Annotated in this window: 21 protein-coding genes and 3 pseudogenes; 16 read left to right on the top strand and 8 right to left on the bottom strand. The window is 68.2% G+C overall.

Annotated elements, in window-relative coordinates; all coding sequences use genetic code 11:
* Positions 1–8: 8 nt before the first annotated feature.
* The gene (locus ACTIF2_RS09440; RefSeq protein ID WP_439496801.1) at positions 9–527 is read left to right on the top strand and encodes a flavin reductase family protein; all 519 of its coding nucleotides are present in this window, start codon (positions 9–11) and stop codon (positions 525–527) included.
* A 6-nt stretch (positions 528–533) separates the two neighbouring features.
* Here the strand turns inward: ACTIF2_RS09440 and pcaC are convergent, their stop codons facing one another.
* The 5 genes from pcaC to pcaB are packed head-to-tail and all read right to left on the bottom strand — an operon-like array spanning position 534 to position 4,763.
* Positions 534–929 (bottom strand): 4-carboxymuconolactone decarboxylase, encoded by a 396-nt coding sequence (gene pcaC / locus ACTIF2_RS09445; RefSeq protein ID WP_439496802.1) that lies wholly within the window; start codon positions 927–929, stop codon positions 534–536.
* Between the two features lie 11 nt (positions 930–940).
* On the bottom strand, positions 941–1,720 hold the full coding sequence (gene pcaD / locus ACTIF2_RS09450) for a 3-oxoadipate enol-lactonase (protein WP_439496803.1): 780 nt from the start codon (positions 1,718–1,720) through the stop codon (positions 941–943).
* 16 nt (positions 1,721–1,736) lie between these two features.
* Positions 1,737–2,147 (bottom strand): aconitase X swivel domain-containing protein, encoded by a 411-nt coding sequence (locus tag ACTIF2_RS09455; protein WP_439496804.1) that lies wholly within the window; start codon positions 2,145–2,147, stop codon positions 1,737–1,739.
* Complete coding sequence (locus ACTIF2_RS09460; protein ID WP_439496805.1) at positions 2,138–3,397, bottom strand: aconitase X; 1,260 nt, start codon at positions 3,395–3,397, stop codon at positions 2,138–2,140. Before ACTIF2_RS09460 ends, ACTIF2_RS09455 begins: the two co-directional genes overlap by 10 nt.
* Before the next feature lies 1 nt (position 3,398).
* The gene (gene pcaB, locus ACTIF2_RS09465; RefSeq protein WP_439496806.1) at positions 3,399–4,763 is read right to left on the bottom strand and encodes a 3-carboxy-cis,cis-muconate cycloisomerase; all 1,365 of its coding nucleotides are present in this window, start codon (positions 4,761–4,763) and stop codon (positions 3,399–3,401) included.
* Between the two features lie 195 nt (positions 4,764–4,958).
* Here pcaB and ACTIF2_RS09470 point away from each other — a divergent pair, with 195 nt between their 5' ends.
* Positions 4,959–5,411, top strand: coding sequence for an SRPBCC family protein (locus ACTIF2_RS09470; RefSeq protein ID WP_439496807.1), 453 nt, complete (start codon positions 4,959–4,961; stop codon positions 5,409–5,411).
* 9 nt (positions 5,412–5,420) lie between these two features.
* On the opposite strand, the gene ACTIF2_RS09475 is transcribed toward ACTIF2_RS09470, so the two are convergent.
* Complete coding sequence (locus tag ACTIF2_RS09475) at positions 5,421–6,764, bottom strand: methyl-accepting chemotaxis protein (protein WP_439496808.1); 1,344 nt, start codon at positions 6,762–6,764, stop codon at positions 5,421–5,423.
* A gap of 347 nt (positions 6,765–7,111) precedes the next feature.
* On the opposite strand from ACTIF2_RS09475, the gene ACTIF2_RS09480 reads away from it, so the two are divergent.
* From ACTIF2_RS09480 to ACTIF2_RS09505, 6 genes and pseudogenes are all read left to right on the top strand, one after another.
* Positions 7,112–7,612, top strand: a complete 501-nt coding sequence (locus ACTIF2_RS09480) for a (2Fe-2S)-binding protein (RefSeq protein ID WP_439496809.1) — start codon at positions 7,112–7,114, stop codon at positions 7,610–7,612.
* An 84-nt stretch (positions 7,613–7,696) separates the two neighbouring features.
* Positions 7,697–8,848, top strand: a pseudogene (locus ACTIF2_RS09485) (xanthine dehydrogenase family protein molybdopterin-binding subunit); the annotation flags it as partial.
* 144 nt (positions 8,849–8,992) lie between these two features.
* A pseudogene (locus tag ACTIF2_RS09490) lies at positions 8,993–10,060 on the top strand (xanthine dehydrogenase family protein molybdopterin-binding subunit); the annotation flags it as partial.
* Between the two features lie 16 nt (positions 10,061–10,076).
* On the top strand, positions 10,077–10,880 hold the full coding sequence (locus tag ACTIF2_RS09495; RefSeq protein ID WP_439496810.1) for an FAD binding domain-containing protein: 804 nt from the start codon (positions 10,077–10,079) through the stop codon (positions 10,878–10,880).
* Positions 10,881–11,057: 177 nt separating this feature from the next.
* Positions 11,058–11,207 (top strand): annotated as a pseudogene (locus tag ACTIF2_RS09500) (RidA family protein); the annotation flags it as partial.
* A 43-nt stretch (positions 11,208–11,250) separates the two neighbouring features.
* Complete coding sequence (locus ACTIF2_RS09505) at positions 11,251–11,442, top strand: RidA family protein (RefSeq protein ID WP_439496929.1); 192 nt, start codon at positions 11,251–11,253, stop codon at positions 11,440–11,442.
* 18 nt (positions 11,443–11,460) lie between these two features.
* On the opposite strand, the gene ACTIF2_RS09510 is transcribed toward ACTIF2_RS09505, so the two are convergent.
* Positions 11,461–11,814 carry a SnoaL-like domain-containing protein gene (locus tag ACTIF2_RS09510; RefSeq protein WP_439496811.1) on the bottom strand — a complete coding sequence of 118 codons (354 nt, stop codon included), beginning with the start codon at positions 11,812–11,814 and terminating at the stop codon, positions 11,461–11,463.
* 139 nt (positions 11,815–11,953) lie between these two features.
* Here ACTIF2_RS09510 and ACTIF2_RS09515 point away from each other — a divergent pair, with 139 nt between their 5' ends.
* From ACTIF2_RS09515 to ACTIF2_RS09545, 7 genes are all read left to right on the top strand, one after another.
* A complete protein-coding gene (locus ACTIF2_RS09515) occupies positions 11,954–12,874 on the top strand; it encodes an AAA family ATPase (protein ID WP_439496812.1) in 921 nt (306 codons plus the stop codon).
* A 118-nt stretch (positions 12,875–12,992) separates the two neighbouring features.
* Complete coding sequence (locus tag ACTIF2_RS09520; RefSeq protein ID WP_439496813.1) at positions 12,993–13,364, top strand: nuclear transport factor 2 family protein; 372 nt, start codon at positions 12,993–12,995, stop codon at positions 13,362–13,364.
* 13 nt (positions 13,365–13,377) lie between these two features.
* The gene (locus ACTIF2_RS09525; protein WP_439496814.1) at positions 13,378–14,577 is read left to right on the top strand and encodes a vWA domain-containing protein; all 1,200 of its coding nucleotides are present in this window, start codon (positions 13,378–13,380) and stop codon (positions 14,575–14,577) included.
* A 38-nt stretch (positions 14,578–14,615) separates the two neighbouring features.
* The gene (locus tag ACTIF2_RS09530; protein ID WP_439496815.1) at positions 14,616–14,939 is read left to right on the top strand and encodes an XdhC family protein; all 324 of its coding nucleotides are present in this window, start codon (positions 14,616–14,618) and stop codon (positions 14,937–14,939) included.
* A complete protein-coding gene (locus tag ACTIF2_RS09535) occupies positions 14,939–15,571 on the top strand; it encodes a LysE family translocator (protein WP_439496816.1) in 633 nt (210 codons plus the stop codon). Before ACTIF2_RS09530 ends, ACTIF2_RS09535 begins: the two co-directional genes overlap by 1 nt.
* A gap of 4 nt (positions 15,572–15,575) precedes the next feature.
* The gene (locus ACTIF2_RS09540) at positions 15,576–16,268 is read left to right on the top strand and encodes an XdhC family protein (RefSeq protein ID WP_439496817.1); all 693 of its coding nucleotides are present in this window, start codon (positions 15,576–15,578) and stop codon (positions 16,266–16,268) included.
* Positions 16,265–17,866 carry an NTP transferase domain-containing protein gene (locus ACTIF2_RS09545; RefSeq protein ID WP_439496818.1) on the top strand — a complete coding sequence of 534 codons (1,602 nt, stop codon included), beginning with the start codon at positions 16,265–16,267 and terminating at the stop codon, positions 17,864–17,866. Before ACTIF2_RS09540 ends, ACTIF2_RS09545 begins: the two co-directional genes overlap by 4 nt.
* 13 nt (positions 17,867–17,879) lie before the next feature.
* Here ACTIF2_RS09545 and bcsS read toward each other — a convergent pair whose 3' ends face one another.
* A complete protein-coding gene (gene bcsS, locus ACTIF2_RS09550) occupies positions 17,880–18,614 on the bottom strand; it encodes a cellulose biosynthesis protein BcsS (protein ID WP_439496819.1) in 735 nt (244 codons plus the stop codon).
* Positions 18,615–18,773: 159 nt separating this feature from the next.
* Between bcsS and ACTIF2_RS09555 the strand changes: the two genes are divergently transcribed.
* Positions 18,774–19,043 carry an usg protein gene (locus tag ACTIF2_RS09555; protein WP_439496820.1) on the top strand — a complete coding sequence of 90 codons (270 nt, stop codon included), beginning with the start codon at positions 18,774–18,776 and terminating at the stop codon, positions 19,041–19,043.
* Positions 19,044–19,122 lie beyond the last annotated feature (79 nt).

The raw sequence follows: 19,122 nt of genomic DNA on the forward strand, positions 1-19,122 counted from the left end.
TCGGGCTGATGACCAAGACGTTCCAGGCCGTGCCGCATGCGACGGCCATTCCCGACGGGCCGGCCTTCCGCCAGGCGATGGCGCAGGTCACCAGCGCCGTGCACGTCGTCACCACGCGCGGCCCTCAGGGCAGGGCTGGCTTGACCGCGACCTCGGTCGCCTCGGTGTCGGATGCGCCGCCGACCATGCTGGTCTGCGTCGACGGCATCAGCCGCACGCTTGCGACGATCGAGGCGAGCGGCTCGTTCTGCATCAACACCCTGACGGGAAGCGATGCCGAGCTCGCGGAGATTTTCGCGCGCCGCAGGGGCATCGAGGGTGAGGCGCGCTTCGCCACCGCCGCCTGGACGACCCTGGCGACTGGCGCGCCGGTTCTGGCCGGCGCGCTCGCCGCCTTCGACTGCCGGCTGATCGAGGTCCATCGCGTCGCCACGCACCGCGTCCTCATCGGCGAGGTCGTGGCAATCGGCGGCACCGGGCAGGGCAGCGGGTTGATCTACCGGCAGCGCGGCTTCTCGGCGACCTGAAGGCCCTCAGCCTTTCGCAGTTTCGGCGTCGATTTCGGTGAAGACGCTGGCGGCCTCCTTGAAGGCATGGTTCGCCGCCGGCACGCCGGCATAGATCGCCGCCTGCATCAGCACTTCCTTGATCTCGTCGCGGGTCAGGCCGTTGTTCAACGCGCCGCGGACATGGATGCGGAACTCACCCCAGGCGCCGAGCGCGGCCGCGATCGAGAGAACGATGATCGAGCGCTCGCGCCGCACCAGCCCCGGCCGGTTCCAGATGTCGTTCCAGGCCGTGCGGGTGATGAAATCCTGCCAGTCGCGGTTGAACTCGTTGACCCCGGCGCTGGCCTTGTCGACATAGGCTTCGCCGAGCACGGCGCGGCGTGTCTTCATGCCGTTGGCATGGCGGGCGGTTTCGTCCATGGGCGGGTTCCTTAGGCGTTCAGGAAATCGAGCACGGCCTTGGTGAAGGCCTCGGGCTGCTCGAGATTGGAGAGATGGGCGGCGTCGAGCTCGGCAAGTTCGGCGCCGTGGATCGCGCCGGCGATCTGCTGGCCGGCGGCGGGCGGGGTCGCGGGGTCAAGCGCGCCGACGATGACCAGCACGGGCAGGATCACGGCCGAGATCGCCTCGCGCTGGTCCATGTCGCGGATCGCGGCGCAGCAGCCGGCATAGCCGAGCGGCGGTGTCGCGCCGAACATCTCGCTGACCTTGGCGACGGTCTCCTTGTCGCGCTCGCGGAAACCCTGGCTGAACCAGCGCTCCAGCGTCGGCTGCACCAGCGGGGCCATGCCGTTGGCGCGGACATTGCGGATGCGGCCGTTCCAGAGGTCGGGCGGGCCCATATGGGCAGCGGTGTTCGCCAGCACCACCCGGTCCAGGCGCTTGCCGGCATGGGTCGCGAGCCATTGCCCGACCATGCCGCCTTTGGAGAGGCCGCACCAATGCACCTTGTCGATGCCGAAATGGTCCATGATCGCGACGGCGTCGCTGCCCAGTTCCGCGATCGAATAGGGCCGGTCGGGCGCGGTCGACTGGCCATGGCCGCGCGAATCGTAGCGCAGGACCCGGAAATGGCTCGCCCATTCGGCGATCTGCGGATCCCACATGTGCAGATTGGTGCCGAGCGAGTTCGACAGCATCAGCACCGGGCGGTCCTCTGCTCCATCGAACCTGATGTTGAAGGGCTCGCCCCGGATGGTCTCGATCGGCATCGGCGTCTCTCCGTCGCTATTCTGTCGTGATGGTTCCGTCGCTGGATACCAGAAGCTTGCGCCCGGCGAGAGCGGCCTGTGCGGCCGCAGGCAGCCGCAGCGCAGGCGGCGTCTTCCAGCCCATCTCGCGCGCGACGACGAGGCCGAGCAGCAGGATCGCATCCGGCGCATCCATCAGGATCGCGGCCGGCGCCTTGCCCGCATGGACGAGCTCGAGCAGGACGGCTGAGGCCGATGACGAGCCGATCGTGCCGGGCAGAGCGAGGACGATGCCGGCGATGTTGCGGTCGCGCTCGGGGTGACGGGCATCGATGATCATGCCGGTCCGTGGATCGACGCCGCCCCAGAAGCTGATCGGCGCGGTGAGCGCGAGGCATTCGCCCGAGGCGTCCTCGCCGGGAATCAGGATCTCGCCCGTCACGACCATGCGCGCGGCTCCCTGACGAGGCGGCCCGCGACCGCGCTCTCGACGCATTCGGCGAGCGAGCCATAGGTCACGGCATAGCCGGTATTGCCGGGCGCATAATGCGCGAACTTGCCGGAATTGGTCATCAGCACGGCGTCCTCGATCTCCGGCAGGATCGGGGTGACGACGACGCAGGTGTCGACGACGAAGGCGACGCCGGCCTGCTCGAGCGCCTTGCGGCGACCCTGCGCCTCCAGCGGCGCGAGGACATGGCGGCCGGTATTGGCGTAGAGCGGGCGGGCGAGCCGGCGCCCGGCGATCAGCCTTTCCAGCTCGGCGATCTCGGCCAGCGAGAGATGCGGCGAGCCGATCGCGACGGCGTCGATCCTGTCGGTTCCGCCGGCCGTCGAGAGCCGGGCGAGCGTCGCCTGGACCTGCTCCGGTGTCAGCAGGATGCGCTCGCGTGGCGGTTCGTGGCCCAGCGCCGTCGCGAGGTCCGGGGCCTCGGGCGTGACGCCGGCGACATGGAACAGGCCGACGCCGCCGGCGGAAGCGGCTGCCGCGCCGAGCGCCTTGAGGCGGTCCTCCGTGGTGCAGCCCTGAAGCCCGTCGATGACCGCGACCGTGCTGCCGGCGGTTCGACCGAGAAACGTGCCGAGCACGGGATAGAACACGTCCGAGCGGCGCAACACCTCCGAAAGCCCGCCGACATCGATCACCAGGCTCGCGACGCGGTTCTCGGGCCGATGCAGGCCGTAATCCGGCGCGCGGCCGGCAATGGCGCAGGCGATGTCGAGGAAATCGCCATAGCGGTTGGTGCGCGCGCCCAGCACCGAGTTGCAGAAGACGACGGCGTTGGATTCGCCCCAGGCGACGTCGCTGCCCTTCGCCGGGCGGTGCCCGGCCTGATAGGGCGCGCAGGTCCAGCTCGGCTCGCAGCCCATGGCCTCGTAGGCGCGCATCATGCGCCTGGCCATGTCGCGTTCATGCGCAGGCAGCCGGATCGCGGCGCAGCCGGCGGGCGCGAGCGAACCGACATTCAGCGTCGCGCGGACCGAGACCTGCGCTCCGCCCTCGACCAGCTTCTCCGCGAAGAGCGTGCCTGAATCGCCGTGATAGAGCGCGCCGTCGATATGGGCGGAGGCGACCGGGATCAGCCGCGGCGCCCCCATCAGCCGCGCGGCCTCGGCGACGATGCGCAGCGCCGCCGCGGCCCCGTCGCCGCGCGCGCCCGAAGCGATGGCCTGCTCGTCATGCGTCAGTTGCTGCATCTCAGAGCATATGCTCCCGCTCCTGCTCGTAGAGTGCAAGGACGCGGTCGATGATGGCGTCGCTCGCCCCACGATAGGTCGTGGGATCGAACAGGCGGTCGAGCTCGGCGGCATCCAGCTTGCCGGCGAGGGCCACGCTCTCGGCGAGAACGTCCTTGAGATGCCTGCCGCTATCGACGCAGGTGCGGCTCGCCTCCTCCAGCAGGTGATGTGCCTCGCCGCGGCCGAGCGTGCCTGCCAGCGCGAGCGAGACGCGCTCGGCCATGATGAGCCCGTTGGTCAGTTCGAGATTTTGCCGCATGCGCTCGGGAAAGACCTGGAGCCCTTCGATCAGCATCGCGCTGTGATGAAGCGATGCGCCGGCCAGCTTGAAGAGCTCGGCCAGGGTCGGCCATTCGGCGTGCCAGCCGCCCATGGCGCGCTCGTGCTCCTGCGGCATCGTGGCGAGCATGGTCGAGACCAGGCCGGGAGAGCGCTTCGCGGCGGCAAGGATCAGCGTGCACAGGACAGGGTTGCGCTTGTGCGGCATGGCCGAGGAACCGCCCTTGCCGGGCGCTTCCGGTTCGGCAAGCTCGCCGATCTCGGTTTGCGCCATCAAGGCGATGTCCAGCGCGATCTTGCCGAGATGGCCAGTCAGGATGCCGAGCTCGGCCGCGATCCGCGCCGGCCGGTCGCGCTCGGTGTGCCATGGCGTCATGACGGCGCCGATCGAGGGCATCGTCCGGTTGAAGGCTTCGAGCACGGCTTCGGCCTTGTCGCCGAGCGAGGCCAGTGTCCCGGCTGCTCCGCCGAGCTGATGCGAGGATTGTCCGAAGGCCATGAAGCCGTCATGGAACCGGACGATCGGGCCGAGCCAGCGCGCCGCCTTGCTGCCGAAGCTGATCGGCACGGCGTGCTGCAGGAAGGTGCGGCCAATCATCGGCGTCTGCCGGTGGCGCCTGGTGAGCTCGGCCAGCGCATGCGCCAGCCGGGCGGCGCGGCGCAGGATCAGCTCCCAGGCCGCGCCATGTTGCTGGGCGTGGCCGGAATCGATCACGTCCTGGCTGGTCGCGCCGTAATGGACCCATTTGGCGGCGTCCGGATCCGTCGATGCGACGCGGGCGGTCAGCGCCTTGACCAGCGGAATCGCGGGATTGCCGGCGAGCGTCGCGGCGCTGCCGATCGCGCCGATATCGTAGAGTTCCGCCTTGCAGGCCGCGGCGATCACCTCCGCCGCCGCAGCGGGGATGACGCCGGCCGACGTTTCGGCGCGGGCGAGCCCGGCCTCGAAATCCAGCATGCCCTGCAAGGTCGCCCGGTCGTCGAACAGGGCGGCCATCTCGCGGTCGACGAAAAGCTCGCCATGGAGTCCGGGGCCGTCACTCATGTGCGGCAGGCATTTGCGCGGCAAGGGCGTTTGCGCGGAATGGGCGTTCGGGAAATGCGTGGCGCAATGCGAGCGTGCTCCCTTGTGCGTGCCGGTGCTTTGCGATCAAGGATAGACCGGCAGTCTTGGATAGACCCGAGGCGAGGCTGGCCGCAACATGGCCAATCACCTCAGCGAGAATGAAGGAGCGACGCCGTGGCGATGACGATGAATGGCGAGGCGACCTTGCCGGCCAGCAAGGCAGTGGTCTGGGCCAAGCTCAACGATCCCGAGGTGCTGAAGGCCTGCATCCCCGGCTGCGAACAGCTCACCAAGGATGACGACACGCATTTCTCCGCGGTGGTGAAGGTCAAGCTCGGCCCGGTCAAGGCGACCTTCCGCGGCAAGGTCGAGCTGACCGAGCTCGACCCGCCGAACGGCTACCGGATCGCCGGGGAAGGCGAGGGCGGCATCGCCGGCTTCGCCAAGGGCGGCGCCAGGGTGGCGCTCAGCGACGCCGATGCCGGGCATACGCTGCTGCGCTACGATGTCGAGGCGCAGGTCGGCGGCAAGCTGATGCAGCTCGGCTCGCGTCTGATCGATTCGGTGTCCAAGAAGCTCGCCGACGAGTTCTTCGCCAATTTCGCCAAGGCGGTGAGCGAAGGCTGAGCCGGACCGTCACGATGCCTGGCGCAGCGAGTCCAGCGCGCCGCTGACGGTGGCTTCGGCCGCGCCGACCTGCATGGCGATATCGGCCGCTGCGGCATTGGCGCGCTCCAGCGCCCGGGCCGTGGTCTCGAGGCTGTCATTGACCGCATTGGCGCTGGCGATGGCTTCGTCCGAACTGCCGGCGACATCGGCCGCGTCGCGGGCGATGCTGGTCGTGACGTTGCTCTGCTGGGCGACCGCGTCCGAGATCGCCTCTGAATCGATCCTGATCTCGCCGATGGTTTCGCCGATCGAGGCCGCGCGGACGCTGCAGACCTCGGCGCTGGCGGCCAGCTCGGCGATCTGCCGGGCGATGTCCTGGGTGGCGCTCGCGGTCTGCGTCGCCAGCGACTTCACCTCGGAGGCGACGACGGCGAAGCCGCGTCCGGCCTCTCCGGCGCGCGCCGCCTCGATCGTGGCGTTGAGCGCGAGCAGGTTGGTCTGCGCGGCGATGTCCGCGATCAATCCGACCACGGTGCCGATGCTGCCGGTAACCTCGCGCAGCCGGGCGATGGCTTCGTTCATCGCCTCTGCGTCGCCGACGGCGCGGTTGGCGATCTCCAGGCTCTGGCGGGCGCGATGACCGATCTCGGCGATGTTGGCCGACATCTCCTCGGTGGCGGCGGCGGTCTGGATCGCCTTCTCGCGGACGAGGGCCGAGGCGCGAGCGACGCCGCCGACCTGGTCCTTGATGAAGGCGGTGGCTTCCGTGGTTTCGCCCGAGGTCGCGACGAACTGCTCGACGGCCCCGCTGATCGTGGTGTCGAGCGTGCCGATGCGGGCTTTCATGGTGGCGGCGGCCTCATCGAGCGCGACCCGGCGCCGGGCGGCCTCGCCCGCCTCGATCTGCTGGTCGAGCGTGATCGCCGTGTTGACGTCATAGGTGAGGATGCGCTCGATGATGTAGAGATCGCGCGTGACCTTGCGCGGCGACAGCACCAGGCGCAGGCGGCTTTCCACCGCGATCGCCCGCATCAGGGTGAAGGCGATCGAGGCGCGCGGGCGCGGGCCGACCTTGGCGACGCGCTCGATATGGCTGAGGCGTTCGATCGAGGCGCAATAGGCATCGTCGAAATCACCGGTGAAGAGCAGCCGGAAATGCTCTGCTTCGGCGGGGTAGAGCGTGTCGGCGACGGGGTCGACCGAATCGCGCAGGCTGGCATGGATCGAGAAGGCGCGGGCGAAGTCTTTCGAGACGATCTCTTCGATCACCCGGTCGACGATCGCGCGGTAGACCCTCAGCCGGGCGCGCTGGGCCTCGTCGTAGCCGATCGCCCGCAGCCGGCGCTGAATCTGATCGGAGATGGTGGACATGGAACTCATGATCCGACCGCTTGGAATGGCTGCCGACCAGCAAGCCTGCTGCTGCGGCGTTAACATTCTGCGAATGCAGCCGCGGCTGCGAGCGATCCCGCCCCGCCCGAAACCCAGGATAGTCGCCAAACATCCAGAATCGAGCCAAAAAACCCGCAAAATTGGCATCTCGGCCAATCGCGATCGCGCTTGACCGCGCAAAATCCCGGGTCCACACTCCGTTTCGAGCTGTTCCAAGGAAAAGCTGCCCGAGGGGGATTCAGCAGTTCCGGGAAGTCGCGGCTCCAAACGCATCGGCTGCCCATTTGTCGGCAGCCGGGCGACAGATGGGTACAGGAGGTATGCTCATGGCCACCGTTTCGCTGACGGTCAACGGCAAAGCCGTCACCGCGACAGTCGACCCTCGCACCCTGCTGGTGCAGCTCCTGCGCGAGAATTTGAGGCTGACGGGGACGCATGTCGGCTGCGACACGAGCCAATGCGGCGCCTGCGTCGTGCATGTCGACGGCAAGGCGGTCAAATCCTGCACCACGCTCGCGGTCTCGGCCGAGGGCGCCTCGGTGATGACGATCGAGGGGCTCGCCGCGAATGGCGCGCTGCATCCGATGCAGGAAGCCTTCCGCGAGCATCACGGCCTGCAATGCGGATACTGCACGCCGGGCATGATCATGGCGGCCGTCGACATCGTGAACCGGCGCGGTCACGCGCTCGACGAGGTGACGATCCGCGAGGACCTGGAAGGCAATATCTGCCGCTGCACCGGCTATCACAACATCGTCAAGGCGATCGCGGCCGGGGCGGAAGCGATGGGCAAGGGCGCCAAGCCGGCGCGCCAGGCCGCCGAGTGACGCCTTCGGCCCGCGCCATCCCGCGCGAGCCGGTTCTCATGCCATGAGGCGCCCGTCAGAGGCGCCGTGCGAGGAGGGAACACCATGTCCGCAACCGGAATCGGCGCCGCCGTGCGTCGCAAGGAAGACCACCGCTTCATCACCGGCCAGGGTCGCTATACCGACGACGTCAACCGCCCCGGACAGGCCCATGCCTATTTCCTGCGTTCGCAGCACGCCCATGCGACGCTCAAGACAATCGACGCCAAGGCCGCGGCCAAGATGCCCGGCGTGCTCGGCATCTTCACCGGCGACGACCTCACCGCCGACAAGGTCGGCGGGCTGATCTGCGGCTGGATGATCCACAACAAGGACGGCTCGCCGATGCGGGCCGGGCCGCATCCGGCACTGGCGCAGGGCAAGGTGCGTTATGTCGGCGACCATGTCGCCGTCGTGGTGGCCGAGACGCTGGCGCAGGCCCGCGACGCCGCCGAGGCGATCGTGGTCGATTATGGCGTGCTGCCGGCGGTGGTCGATACCGCGAGCGCCGCCAAGGCCAAGACGGCGATCCATACCGAGGCGCCGGACAACACGGTGTTCAACTGGCATCTCGGCAACAAGGATGCGACCGAGAAGGCCTTCAAGGCGGCCAAGCACGTCACCAGGCTCGACATCGTCAACAACCGCCTCGTGCCGAACCCGATGGAGCCGCGCGCGGCCGTCGGCGACTACGACCAGGGCGAGGGCGCCTACACGCTCTTCACCACGAGCCAGAACCCGCATGTCGCGCGGCTCGTGCTCTCGGCTTTCATCGGCATCGCGCCCGAAAACAAGCTGCGCGTGATCGCGCCGGATGTCGGCGGCGGCTTCGGCTCCAAGATCTTCATCTATGCCGAGGAGACGGTCTGCGTCTGGGCGGCGAAGAAGGTCGGCCGGCCGGTGAAATGGACGTCCGACCGTACCGAGGCCTTCCTCTCCGACGCGCATGGCCGCGATCACGTTACCCATGCCGAACTGGCGACGGATGCGGACGGCAAGATGCTCGGCCTCCGGGTCAAGACGACGGCCAATCTCGGCGCCTATCTCTCGACCTTCTCGTCCTCGGTGCCGACCTATCTCTACGCGCCGCTGCTGTCGGGCCAATACGACATCCCGGCGATCTATGCCGAGGTCGACGCCGTCTATACCAACACCGCGCCGGTCGATGCCTATCGCGGCGCGGGCCGCCCCGAGGCGACCTTCGTGGTCGAGCGGCTGGTCGAGGTCGCGGCGCGCGAGCTCGGCAAGGACCCGGCCAAGTTCCGGATGCAGAACTACATCAGGAAGTTCCCGCACCAGACGCCGGTGATCATGATGTATGACGCCGGCAACTACGGCGCCTCGATGAAGAAGGCGCTGGAGATCATCGACTACAAGGGGCTCGGCAAGCGCAAGCGTGACTCCGCCCGCAAGGGCAAGCTGCGCGGCATCGGCTTCTCCTCCTATATCGAGGCTTGCGGCATCGCGCCTTCGGCTGCGGTCGGCTCGCTCGGCGCCGGCGTCGGCCTCTGGGAATCGGCCGAGGTCAGGGTCAATCCCGTAGGCACCGTCGAGGTGCTGACCGGCTCGCACAGCCATGGCCAGGGCCACGAGACCACTTTCGCGCAGCTCGTCAGCGACCGGCTCGGCATCCCGATCGACAACGTCTCCATCATCCATGGCGACACCGACAAGGTGCAGATGGGCATGGGCACCTATGGCTCACGCTCCGGCGCAGTCGGCATGTCGGCGATCGCCAAGGCCGTCGACAAGGTGATCGCCAAGGGCAAGAAGGTCGCAGCCTATGTGCTCGAGGCCGACGAGGCCGATATCGACTTCAAGGACGGCAACTTCCGGGTGAAGGGCACCGACAAGACGCTCGATTTCGGCTCCTGCGCGCTGCAGGCCTATGTCGCGCACAAGTTCAACGGGCAGGACCTTGAGCCGGGGCTGAAGGAGGGCGCGTTCTACGACCCGACCAACTTCACCTTCCCGGCCGGCGTCCATATCTGCGAGGTCGAGATCGACCCCGAGACCGGCATCACCAAGATCGAACGCTGGGCCGCCGTCGACGATTTCGGCATCGTCATCAACCCGATGATCGTCGAGGGCCAGGTCCATGGCGGCATCGCCCAGGGCGTCGGCCAGGCGCTGCTCGAAGGCGCCCGCTACAACGCCGACGGCCAGCTGCTGACCGCCAGCTTCATGGACTATTGCATGCCGCGCGCGGACGACCTGCCGTCCTTCGATGTCGGCATGACGGTGACGCCATGCCCCTCCAACCCGCTCGGCATCAAGGGCTGCGGCGAGGCCGGCGCCATCGCCGCGCCGCCGGCCGTGATCAACGCGATCACCGATGCGCTCGGCCATGAGGAGGTCGCCATGCCGGCGACGCCGCAAGTGGTCTGGCGCGCCGCGCAGAAGAGCATCAGGCGAATGGCCGCAGAGTGATCTGAAAGGACAAGAGATGTACGCTTTCACCTATCATCGCCCGGCCACGGCGCGTCAGGCCGCCGGCCTCCTCGCCAAGAAGGAAGACGCCAAGCTGCTGGCCGGCGGGCACACGCTGCTGCCGACGATGAAGCAGCGGCTGGCCTCGCCGACGCATCTGGTCGATCTCGCCGCCTGCGCCGATCTCAAGGGCATCGAGCGCAAGGGCCGCAACATCGTCATCGGCGCGATGACGACCCATGCCGAGGTGGCTGAATCGGCCGTGGTGCAGGAGGCGATCCCGGCGCTCGCCTATCTCGCCGCCCATATCGGCGATCCGCATGTGCGCCATCGCGGCACGATCGGCGGCTCGGTCGCCAATAACGACCCGGCCGCGGATTATCCTGCCGCCTTGCTGGCGCTGGGGGCCACCGTCGTCACCAACAAGCGCAAGCTTTCGGCCGAGGAGTTCTTCACCGGCCTCTACGAGACGGCGCTGGACGAAGGCGAGGTCATCACCAGGGTCTCGTTCCCGCTGGTCTCGAAGGCGGGCTACGCCAAGTTCCGGAACCCGGCCTCGCGCTATGCGCTGGTCGGCGTCTTCGTCGCAAAGCGCGGCTCCGAGACCTGCGTCGCAATCACCGGAGCGGGCGAGGGCGGCGTCTTCCGCTGGCCGGAAGCCGAGGCGGCGTTGAAGGCGCGCTTCGCTGTGAAATCGCTCGACGGGCTGAAAGCCTCCGCCAAGGGCATCAATGCCGACATGCATGCCGACGCCGAATACCGCGCCCATCTGATCGGCGTGATGGCGAAGGAAGCCGTCGCCAGGGCGACGGGCAAGTAGCCCGGCTGCGGCGTCCGTCGCGCTTTTCCGGGTTCGACGAGCGCCGGCCGTCATTGCGAGCGTCAGCGAAGCAATCCAGGGGTCTCACGCAGTCCCCCTGGATTGCTTCGTCGCTGCGCTCCTCGCAATGACGGTTCGACTCGACGGAATCGTTTCCGGCAATTTGCGAAGGTGCACATGGACAAGACCGTCATTGCCGCCCCCGAGGCGCCCGAAGCCGCCGGCGGCTATGCCCAGGCCCTGCTGGTTTCGGGCACGTCGCGCCAGCTCTATATCAGCGGGCAGATCCCGAGCACGCGCGACGGCGTCGTGCCGGACAGCTTCGCCGAGCAGTCGCTGCTGGCCTGGCGCAATGTCGAGGCGCAGCTCCATGCCGCCGGGCATGACGCTCGACAACCTCGTCAAGGTCACGACCTTCCTGTCGGACCGGCGCTACGCGGCGGAAAGCCGCCGGACGCGCAAGGAAATCCTCGGTGACCGCAAGGTCGCGCTCACCGTGATCGTCGCGGGTATTTTCGACGAGGCCTGGCTCCTGGAGATCGAAGCGATCGCCGCGGCCTGAGCCAATCGGATGCCGGCGTCAGTAGAAGAACCGCTCCTCGACGATCTTGCCGTCCTTCACGGTATAGAGGCCGATCTCCGCCATCTTGCGCCGCTCGCCGCTCTCCTTGACCGTGACGTCGAAATAGAAGCGCACGGCGAACTGGTCGCCGTTCAGGAACGGTCCCTCGGTCGTGAACTCGTGCACCTCGTGATTGGCGACCCACCATTCGCCCTTGGCCTTCACCGCGTCCTTGCCGCTGCAGGCGGACATCGGGCCTTCCATGTTCTCATAGCTGGCGATGTCGTCGGCATTGTAGCGTTCCGCCGCCTCGTCATGCTTGCCGGCCTTGAGCAGCTCGGTGAAATCCTGTGCGAGAGCCTGTGTCGTCATATCAACCTCCTTAGTCCCGATGCCGTGGCCGGCATCGCGGCGCGATCCTTCCACCTCCCTGTCGCCAGAGCATGACAGCAGCCCTGCCCGACATGCCCAACCGCTTCGAGTTTTCGCCATCCTGCACTAAAGGTCGCGCATGCCTGAAACCGCTCCGCTTCCCGCCTCCATCGACGCCACCCTCACGCTGCTGCAATCGCAGGGCTATGTCGCCGACCGGGCGCTGGCGACCGTGCTGTTCCTCGCGCTCCGGATGAAGCGGCCGCTGCTGCTCGAGGGTGAGGCCGGCACCGGCAAGACCGAGATCGCCAAGGTGCTCGCGTCCGGGCTCGGGCGCCGGCTGATCCGGCTGCAATGCTATGAGGGGCTCGATCTCGCCTCGGCGGTCTATGAGTGGAACTATGCCGGCCAGATGATGGCGATCCGGCTGGCGGAGGCGGGCGGCGCGGCCGGCGACCGTGACCGGCTCGAATCCGACATCTTCTCCGAGCGCTATCTGGTGAAGCGGCCGCTGCTGCAGGCGCTGGAGCCGCAGGAGGGCGGAGCGCCGATCCTGCTGATCGACGAGCTCGACCGCACCGACGAAGCTTTCGAGGCCTTCCTGCTCGAGGTCCTTGCCGATGCGCAGGTGACGATCCCCGAGCTCGGCACGATCAAGGCGGCGGAACCGCCGATCGTGATCCTGACCTCGAACCGCACGCGCGAGATCCACGACGCCCTCAAGCGCCGCTGCCTCTATCACTGGGTCGGCTATCCCGACACCGCGCGCGAGCTCGCGATCCTCAAGGCGCGCGCGCCGGAGGCGCCGGCCAGGCTCGCCCGGCAGGTCGTCTCCTTCGTGCAGGCGATCCGCAAGGAGGAGCTGTTCAAGGCGCCGGGCGTCGCCGAGACGCTGGACTGGGCGAGCGCTCTGGTCGAGCTCGACGCGGTGGCGCTCGACCCGGCCATCGTCTCCGACACGCTCGGCGCCCTGCTGAAGTACCAGGACGACATCCAGGCGATGCAGGGCTCGAAGGTGAAGGAGCTGCTGGATCAGGTGAAGGCGGAGGCGCGGGCGTAGGGGACTCGTCATTCTCGGCGGAGCGGAGCGCAGACCCGAGAATCTCCTGCAGGATGGAGCTGGTTTCCGAGATGCTCGGGTCAAGCCCGAGCATGACGCGCTGCAACTGGAGCAGACCATGAACGACGACATCAAGGCGATCGAGGCCGCGACCTGGACCTATCTCGACGGGCTCTACGAGGGCGATGTCGAGAAGCTCGGCCAGGTCTTCCACCCGTCCAGCGCGCTGACCCAATCGCTCGAGGGCGAGCTCAAGATCGTGCCGCGGGCCGAGTGGTTCGAGGCGGTGCGCAACCGGGCCTCGCCGAAGGCGGCGGGCCTCGCGCGCGGCGACCATGTCCTGACCATCGACCTCGTCGGCCCGTCGCTGGCGCTGGTCAAGGTCAAGTGCCAGATGCCGCCGCGCTATTTCACCGACCTGCTCTCCTTCGTGAAACTCGATGGCAAATGGGTCGTGGCGCAGAAGGTTTTTATGACCGAGACGGCATGAGGTCGGCATCACCGTGACCGGCAAGCTGCCCGAGAACATCGTCTATTTCGCCCGGGCCCTGCGCATCGCCGGCGTGCCGGTCGGCGCCGGCGCGGTGGTCGAGGCGGTCGAGGCGCTGGCCGATGGCGCGCTCGGCGGGCGCGAGGACGTCTATTGGGTGCTGCATGCGATCTTCGTGAAGCGCCACGAGGACAGTGCGGTCTACGATCAGGCCTTCCGGCTGTTCTGGCGGCGGCGCAACCTGATCGAGAAGATCATGGCGCAGATGTCGCCGGTTTCGCCCGGTGGCGACAGCCAGCCCGAGAAGGCCGAGGCCGGTGCCTTGCGGGTCGCGGAGGCCTTCGCGCCGCCACGCGACGAGCGCGAGGAGCCGGTCGAGCTGACCGAGCTCTCGGCAAGGCTGACGGTCTCCGACCGCGAGCTGTTGAAGTCGCGCGATTTCGCGCAAATGAGCGCGGCCGAGATCGCGAGGGCAAAGCAGCTCATCGCCGAGCTGCGCCTGCCCGACGACACCGTGCCGACGCGGCGTTTCCAGGCTGCCCATGCCGGCGCCCGGATCGACCCGCGCCGAACCTTCCGGCGCTCGCTCAGGGGCGGGGGAGGCTCGATCGATCTCGCCTTCCGCGAGCGTGCCGAAATCCATCCGCCGGTGGTCGCGCTTGTCGATATCTCGGGCTCGATGGCCGAGTATTCGCGGATCTTCCTGCATTTCCTGCACGCCGTCACCGAGAAGCGCCGGCGCGTGCATTCCTTCGTCTTCGGCACGCGGCTGACCAATGTCACCCGCATGCTGCGGGCGCGCGATCCCGACGAGGCGCTGGCGCTCGCCGGCAAGGCTGCGCCCGACTGGGAAGGCGGCACACGCATCGCCGATGCGCTGCACAGCTTCAACCGGGTTTGGTCGCGGCGGGTGCTCTCAGGGGGAGCGGTGGTGCTGCTCTTCACCGACGGGCTGGAGCGCCATCTCGACGGAGAGCTCGGTTTCGAGATGGACCGGCTGCGCCGCTCCTGCCGCCAGCTCGTCTGGCTCAACCCGCTGCTGCGCTTCGACGCCTTCGAAGCGCGCGCCAGCGGCATCCGGGCGATGCTGCCCCATGTCGACTCGTTCAGGCCGATCCACAACCTCGCGGCGATGACCGATCTCTGCGCTGCGCTCTCGCCGGACGCAGACCGGAGAAGCGATCCGCGCCTGTGGTTGAAGAAGGCGGGGTGAGGCATGATCTCTAGGGAATCCCGGCAGGAGATCCAGTCATGATCAGCACCGACACCGACATCCTCGCCACCGCCGAAGCCTGGGCCAAGGCCGGGCGCGGCGTCGCGCTTGCCACCGTGATCGAGACCTGGGGCTCGGCCCCGCGGCCGGTCGGCTCGCATCTGGTGATCGACGGGGAAGGCAATTTCCTCGGCTCGGTCTCGGGAGGCTGCGTCGAGGGCGCGGTGGTGGAGGAAGCCTCCGACGTCATCGCTGACGGCAAGGCGCGCACGCTCGAATTCGGCGTCGCCGACGAGACGGCCTGGAAGGTCGGGCTCTCCTGCGGCGGGCGCATCAGGGTCTATGTGGAAAAGGTGAACTGATGGCCTCCTGGGAAACCCTCTTCGCCTTCGCGACGCTGACGCTGATCGTCGCCTATTTCCCTGGACCGGCGCTGCTCTATACGGCCGCGCAGACCATCGCGCATGGCAGGAAGGCCGGCCTGATGGCGATGCTCGGCATCCATCTCGGCTGCTATGTCCACGTCTTCGCCGCAGCCTTCGGCCTCTCGGCCGTGTTCAAGCATGTGCCGGAGCTCTATCTCGCGGTGAAGCTCATCGGCGCGCTGTACCTGGTCTGGCTCGGCATCGACATGATCCGCTCCAGGCTCGGCGCGGCTGAGCCGCAGGCGCTCGCGCCGTCGAAGACGGTGCGCCGGGCGCTGACCGATTCCTTCATCGTCGAGGTGCTCAACCCGAAAGTGGCGTTGTTCTTCATCGCGCTGCTGCCGCAATTCGTCGACCCGGCAGGCTCGCTGCCGGTCTGGGCGCAGTTCCTGATCCTCGGCATGCTCGTCAATTTCGCCTTCTCCTCGGCCGATCTCGTCACCGTCTTCGGCGCGACGCTTGTGATGAAGACGATGAAGGCGAGCCGCGCCGGTTTCGCGCTCGGGCGCTGGCTCGGCGGCTCGCTGATGATCGGACTCGGCATCAAGCTCGCGACCGACAAGGGCTGACGCGATGGATCTGTCGCTGCTCTCCGCGCTGAACGCCGAGCGCGCCGCCCGCCGCGCGGCTGTGCTGGTCACCGATACCGGCTCAGGCGCGCAGCGGCTGGTGAAAGCTGCCGACCTCGCCGCCGATCCCTTGGCCGAGCTGCTCGACAAGCAGTTGCGCACCGGCAAGAGCGGCACCGTGGAGGCTGGCGGAAACAGCTACTTTCTGACCGTGCAGGCGCCGCCGCCGCGCGTGATCGTCACCGGCGCCGTGCATATCTCGCAGGCCATGGCGCCGATGGCGAAGCTGCTCGACCTCGATCTCGCGATCATCGACCCGCGCGCGGCTTTCGCGACGCCGGAGCGCTTTCCCGATGTCACCTTGCTGACCGAATGGCCGGACGCCGCGCTCGCCTCGCTCGGGCTCGATTCCTACAGCGCTTTCGTGGCGCTGACCCATGATCCCAAGATCGACGATCCCGGGCTGGAGGCGGCCTTGCGCTCCGATTGCTTCTATATCGGCGCGCTCGGCAGCCGGAAGACGCATGGCAGGCGCCTCGAGAGGCTGACGGCGGCCGGGTTCGATGAGACGACGCTCGGCCGCATCCATGCGCCGATCGGGCTTGATATCGGCGCGGTCTCGCCGGCCGAGATCGCGCTCGCCATCCTCGGCGAGATCATCAGCACATTGCGCGGCCCGCGCCGGCCGAAGCCATGAAGTTCGGCTCGATAGCGGTCTCCGAGGCGGCCGGATCCGTCGCCGCGCATTCCGTGCGCGCCGGCGACGTGATCGTCCGCAAGGGCGCGACGATCACGCAGGAAGATGTCCGCCGCCTCACGGCCGCCGGCGTCAGCGAACTCGTTGCCGTTTGGCTCGAGGCCGGCGATGTCGACGAGAACGAGGCGGCGGAGCGGCTGGCAAGAGCGCTTGCCGGGCGCGGCGTCGTCACCGAGGCGCCCTTCACCGGGCGGGTCAATCTCTTCGCCGCGGCGGCCGGGATATTGACGCTCGATGTCGCGGCGCTCGACGCCTTCAACGCCATCGACGAGGCGATCACCGTCGCGACGCTGCCGGCGCTGAAGGCGGTCGTCGCCGGCGAGATGGTGGCGACCGTGAAGATCATTCCCTATGGCGTCGCCAGCGACCGCGTCGAGGATGCGCTGGGGCGGATCGGCGCGGTCAAGCCGATCGCGATCACCGAATACCGGCTCGCTTCGGTCGCCGTCGTCTCGACGCTGCTGCCCGGCCTGAAGCCCTCGGTGGTCGACAAGACGTTGCGGGTGATGTCCGAACGCGTCGCACCGGCCGGCGCGCAGGTCGTGTCCGACGAGCGCGTGCCGCATCAGGCCGCGCCGCTTGCCGTGGCGATCCGCGAGGCGGTGGCGGGGCCGGCCGAGCTCGTCGTCGTCTTTGGCGCGTCCGCGATCACCGACCGCCGCGACGTGATCCCGCAGGCGCTGATCGAGGCGGGGGGGCGCATCGAGCATCTCGGCATGCCGGTCGACCCCGGCAACCTCCTGCTGATCGGCGAGCTCGACGGCAAGCCGGTGATCGGCGCGCCCGGCTGCGCCCGCTCGCCCAAGGAGAACGGATTCGACTGGGTGCTGCAGCGCTGCCTCGCGGGCATTCCGGTGACGCGGGCCGACGTTCAGAAAATGGGCGTGGGCGGCTTGCTGATGGAGATCGTCTCGCGGCCGCAGCCGCGTGCGCCGGGCCACGCGGCGACGGCGCCGGTCGCCGGGCTGGTGCTCGCGGCCGGTCGGTCGACGCGCATGGGCGAGCGCAACAAGCTGCTGCAGCCGGTGCGCGGCGAGACGCTGGTCCGTCACGCGGTCAAGGCGCAACTGGCGTCCCGCGCCGCGCCGGTGCTGGTCGTCACCGGGCACCAGCAGGACGAGATCAGGGCCGCGCTCGCCGGCCTCGATGTGACATTCGTCCACAATCCCGATTTCGCCACGGGGCTTGCCGGCTCGGTCAAGGCCGGGATCGCGGCCCTGCCGGCCGATGCGCCCGGCGTGGTGGTGTCGCTCGCCGACATGCCGAACGTCACGCCGCAAGTGATCGACCGTCTGGCCGAGGCCTTCGCGGATCGCCCGGATGCGCCGGCCGTGGTGCCGACATTGTTCGGCCAGCGCGGCAATCCCGTGCTGTTGTCCCGGGCGCTGTTTACCCGGGTCGAACGGCTGACGGGAGACGAGGGCGCACGACGCCTGCTCGATTCCGCTGGCGAGGCGATCGTCGAGGTGCCGCTCGACGATCCCGCCATCGCGCTGGATGTCGATACGCCGGAGGCGTTGAAGGCGCTGGCGGGGTAGGCTTCTGCCGATCTCATCGCCGCCAGTGCAGGCCCAGCGTCGCATAGGCTTCCGACGACCGGTGGTTCGTCCGCTGCCAGCCGCCGGCGAGCCGCCAGGTCAGGCCGAAAAGCCTCAGGCCGGTCAGATGAAGCCCGACCCTGAGCTTGTGGTAGCCGTCCTGCCGGTAGAGCTCGATCTCGGGGCCGGCATAAAGATCCTGCCTGATCGCCCAGCCCGGTGCGACCCGCAGCCAGGCGCGCCGGTCGAGCGAGGAGAGATAGGCGGCGGCCTGCACCATCGTCGTTCCGGTGGGTCTCGCCCAGAGGTCGGCCTGCAGGCGCGGGCCCATCCTGACGATGTAGGACGAGGCGTTCCACTGCTCCCGATACTCGGCTTCGACATCCGGGCCGGCATAGAGAGCGATAAAGTTATCGCCGAAGCGCCATTCATAGCCGAACAGCGCCTGACTCTCGGCCTTGTAGGCGATACCGCGCGGGCGGGTGCGGCTCGCTCCTTCGCGGGCGGCTCCGATCTTCATGAGCGTGCGGAAGCCGCTGGCATCGAGCCCAGCGCCACCCCAGGCCTGCTTGATGCCGATCGTCGCCAGCGTCTTCGAGGCCCCGGCCTCGAGCGAGCCGAAGAGCACGGCCGAGACCGGAGAGGGCGGGGAGAAATCATCATCCTCCGCCAGCGCGGGCGCGGCGACGAGCACACCGGCCAGAGCAGCCAGCCGGGCTCTCCCCAACTCCGCGCAACGACAAGCCACGCACGCCCCCGGAACTCACGCCGCCAGCCATTGCAGGCTGCCGTCACACGTCAGAATTGCAGCAGCTTGGCCGCAGGATGGCAAGGTTTTGTTAACCAAGCGGGCGCAGCCTCGGGAAATCGGCTAAGCTTTCATCGCATCGCGACGAGGGAGGTGGCGATGGTGTCAGAGGATTTCATCCGGCAGCTCAAGGGCTACGGTCTGACGACGGCGACGATCCTCTATCGCATGCCGGATCATCCCAGCGTGCTGCAGACCTTCATCTGGCAGCAATATGATCTGGCGCCGAGGTTTCCGGCCCTGCACGATTTTCTCGATTTCTGGAAGCGGGAGCTCGACGGCCCGCTGCATTCGGTCGTCGTCGCGCATGCGCGGCTTATCCGGCCGGCAGAGATCGTGAACGTGAACGGCGTGCTGACCTTGCATTGAGCGTCTGCGCCGCTGGAGCTTGTTGCACGAAGCGGGGGCGTGCTAGGCCGCAGCTTCCGCCACGGCCCGGCCACGACGC

Source organism: Allobosea sp., assembly GCF_051860145.1.
Lineage (GTDB): Bacteria > Pseudomonadota > Alphaproteobacteria > Rhizobiales > Beijerinckiaceae > Allobosea.

Excerpts from the sequence above, each read along its gene's own strand:
- ACTIF2_RS09440 (WP_439496801.1), top strand. The coding sequence starts at position 9 with ATGACCAAGACGTTCCAGGCCGTGCCGCATGCGACGGCCATTCCCGAC.
- pcaC (WP_439496802.1), bottom strand. The coding sequence starts at position 929 with ATGGACGAAACCGCCCGCCATGCCAACGGCATGAAGACACGCCGCGCC.
- pcaD (WP_439496803.1), bottom strand. The coding sequence starts at position 1,720 with ATGCCGATCGAGACCATCCGGGGCGAGCCCTTCAACATCAGGTTCGAT.
- ACTIF2_RS09455 (WP_439496804.1), bottom strand. The coding sequence starts at position 2,147 with ATGGTCGTGACGGGCGAGATCCTGATTCCCGGCGAGGACGCCTCGGGC.
- ACTIF2_RS09460 (WP_439496805.1), bottom strand. The coding sequence starts at position 3,397 with ATGCAGCAACTGACGCATGACGAGCAGGCCATCGCTTCGGGCGCGCGC.
- pcaB (WP_439496806.1), bottom strand. The coding sequence starts at position 4,763 with ATGAGTGACGGCCCCGGACTCCATGGCGAGCTTTTCGTCGACCGCGAG.
- ACTIF2_RS09475 (WP_439496808.1), bottom strand. The coding sequence starts at position 6,764 with ATGTCCACCATCTCCGATCAGATTCAGCGCCGGCTGCGGGCGATCGGC.
- ACTIF2_RS09480 (WP_439496809.1), top strand. The coding sequence starts at position 7,112 with ATGGCCACCGTTTCGCTGACGGTCAACGGCAAAGCCGTCACCGCGACA.
- ACTIF2_RS09495 (WP_439496810.1), top strand. The coding sequence starts at position 10,077 with ATGTACGCTTTCACCTATCATCGCCCGGCCACGGCGCGTCAGGCCGCC.
- ACTIF2_RS09505 (WP_439496929.1), top strand. The coding sequence starts at position 11,251 with ATGCCGCCGGGCATGACGCTCGACAACCTCGTCAAGGTCACGACCTTC.
- ACTIF2_RS09510 (WP_439496811.1), bottom strand. The coding sequence starts at position 11,814 with ATGACGACACAGGCTCTCGCACAGGATTTCACCGAGCTGCTCAAGGCC.
- ACTIF2_RS09515 (WP_439496812.1), top strand. The coding sequence starts at position 11,954 with ATGCCTGAAACCGCTCCGCTTCCCGCCTCCATCGACGCCACCCTCACG.
- ACTIF2_RS09520 (WP_439496813.1), top strand. The coding sequence starts at position 12,993 with ATGAACGACGACATCAAGGCGATCGAGGCCGCGACCTGGACCTATCTC.
- ACTIF2_RS09530 (WP_439496815.1), top strand. The coding sequence starts at position 14,616 with ATGATCAGCACCGACACCGACATCCTCGCCACCGCCGAAGCCTGGGCC.
- ACTIF2_RS09535 (WP_439496816.1), top strand. The coding sequence starts at position 14,939 with ATGGCCTCCTGGGAAACCCTCTTCGCCTTCGCGACGCTGACGCTGATC.
- ACTIF2_RS09540 (WP_439496817.1), top strand. The coding sequence starts at position 15,576 with ATGGATCTGTCGCTGCTCTCCGCGCTGAACGCCGAGCGCGCCGCCCGC.
- ACTIF2_RS09545 (WP_439496818.1), top strand. The coding sequence starts at position 16,265 with ATGAAGTTCGGCTCGATAGCGGTCTCCGAGGCGGCCGGATCCGTCGCC.
- ACTIF2_RS09555 (WP_439496820.1), top strand. The coding sequence starts at position 18,774 with ATGGTGTCAGAGGATTTCATCCGGCAGCTCAAGGGCTACGGTCTGACG.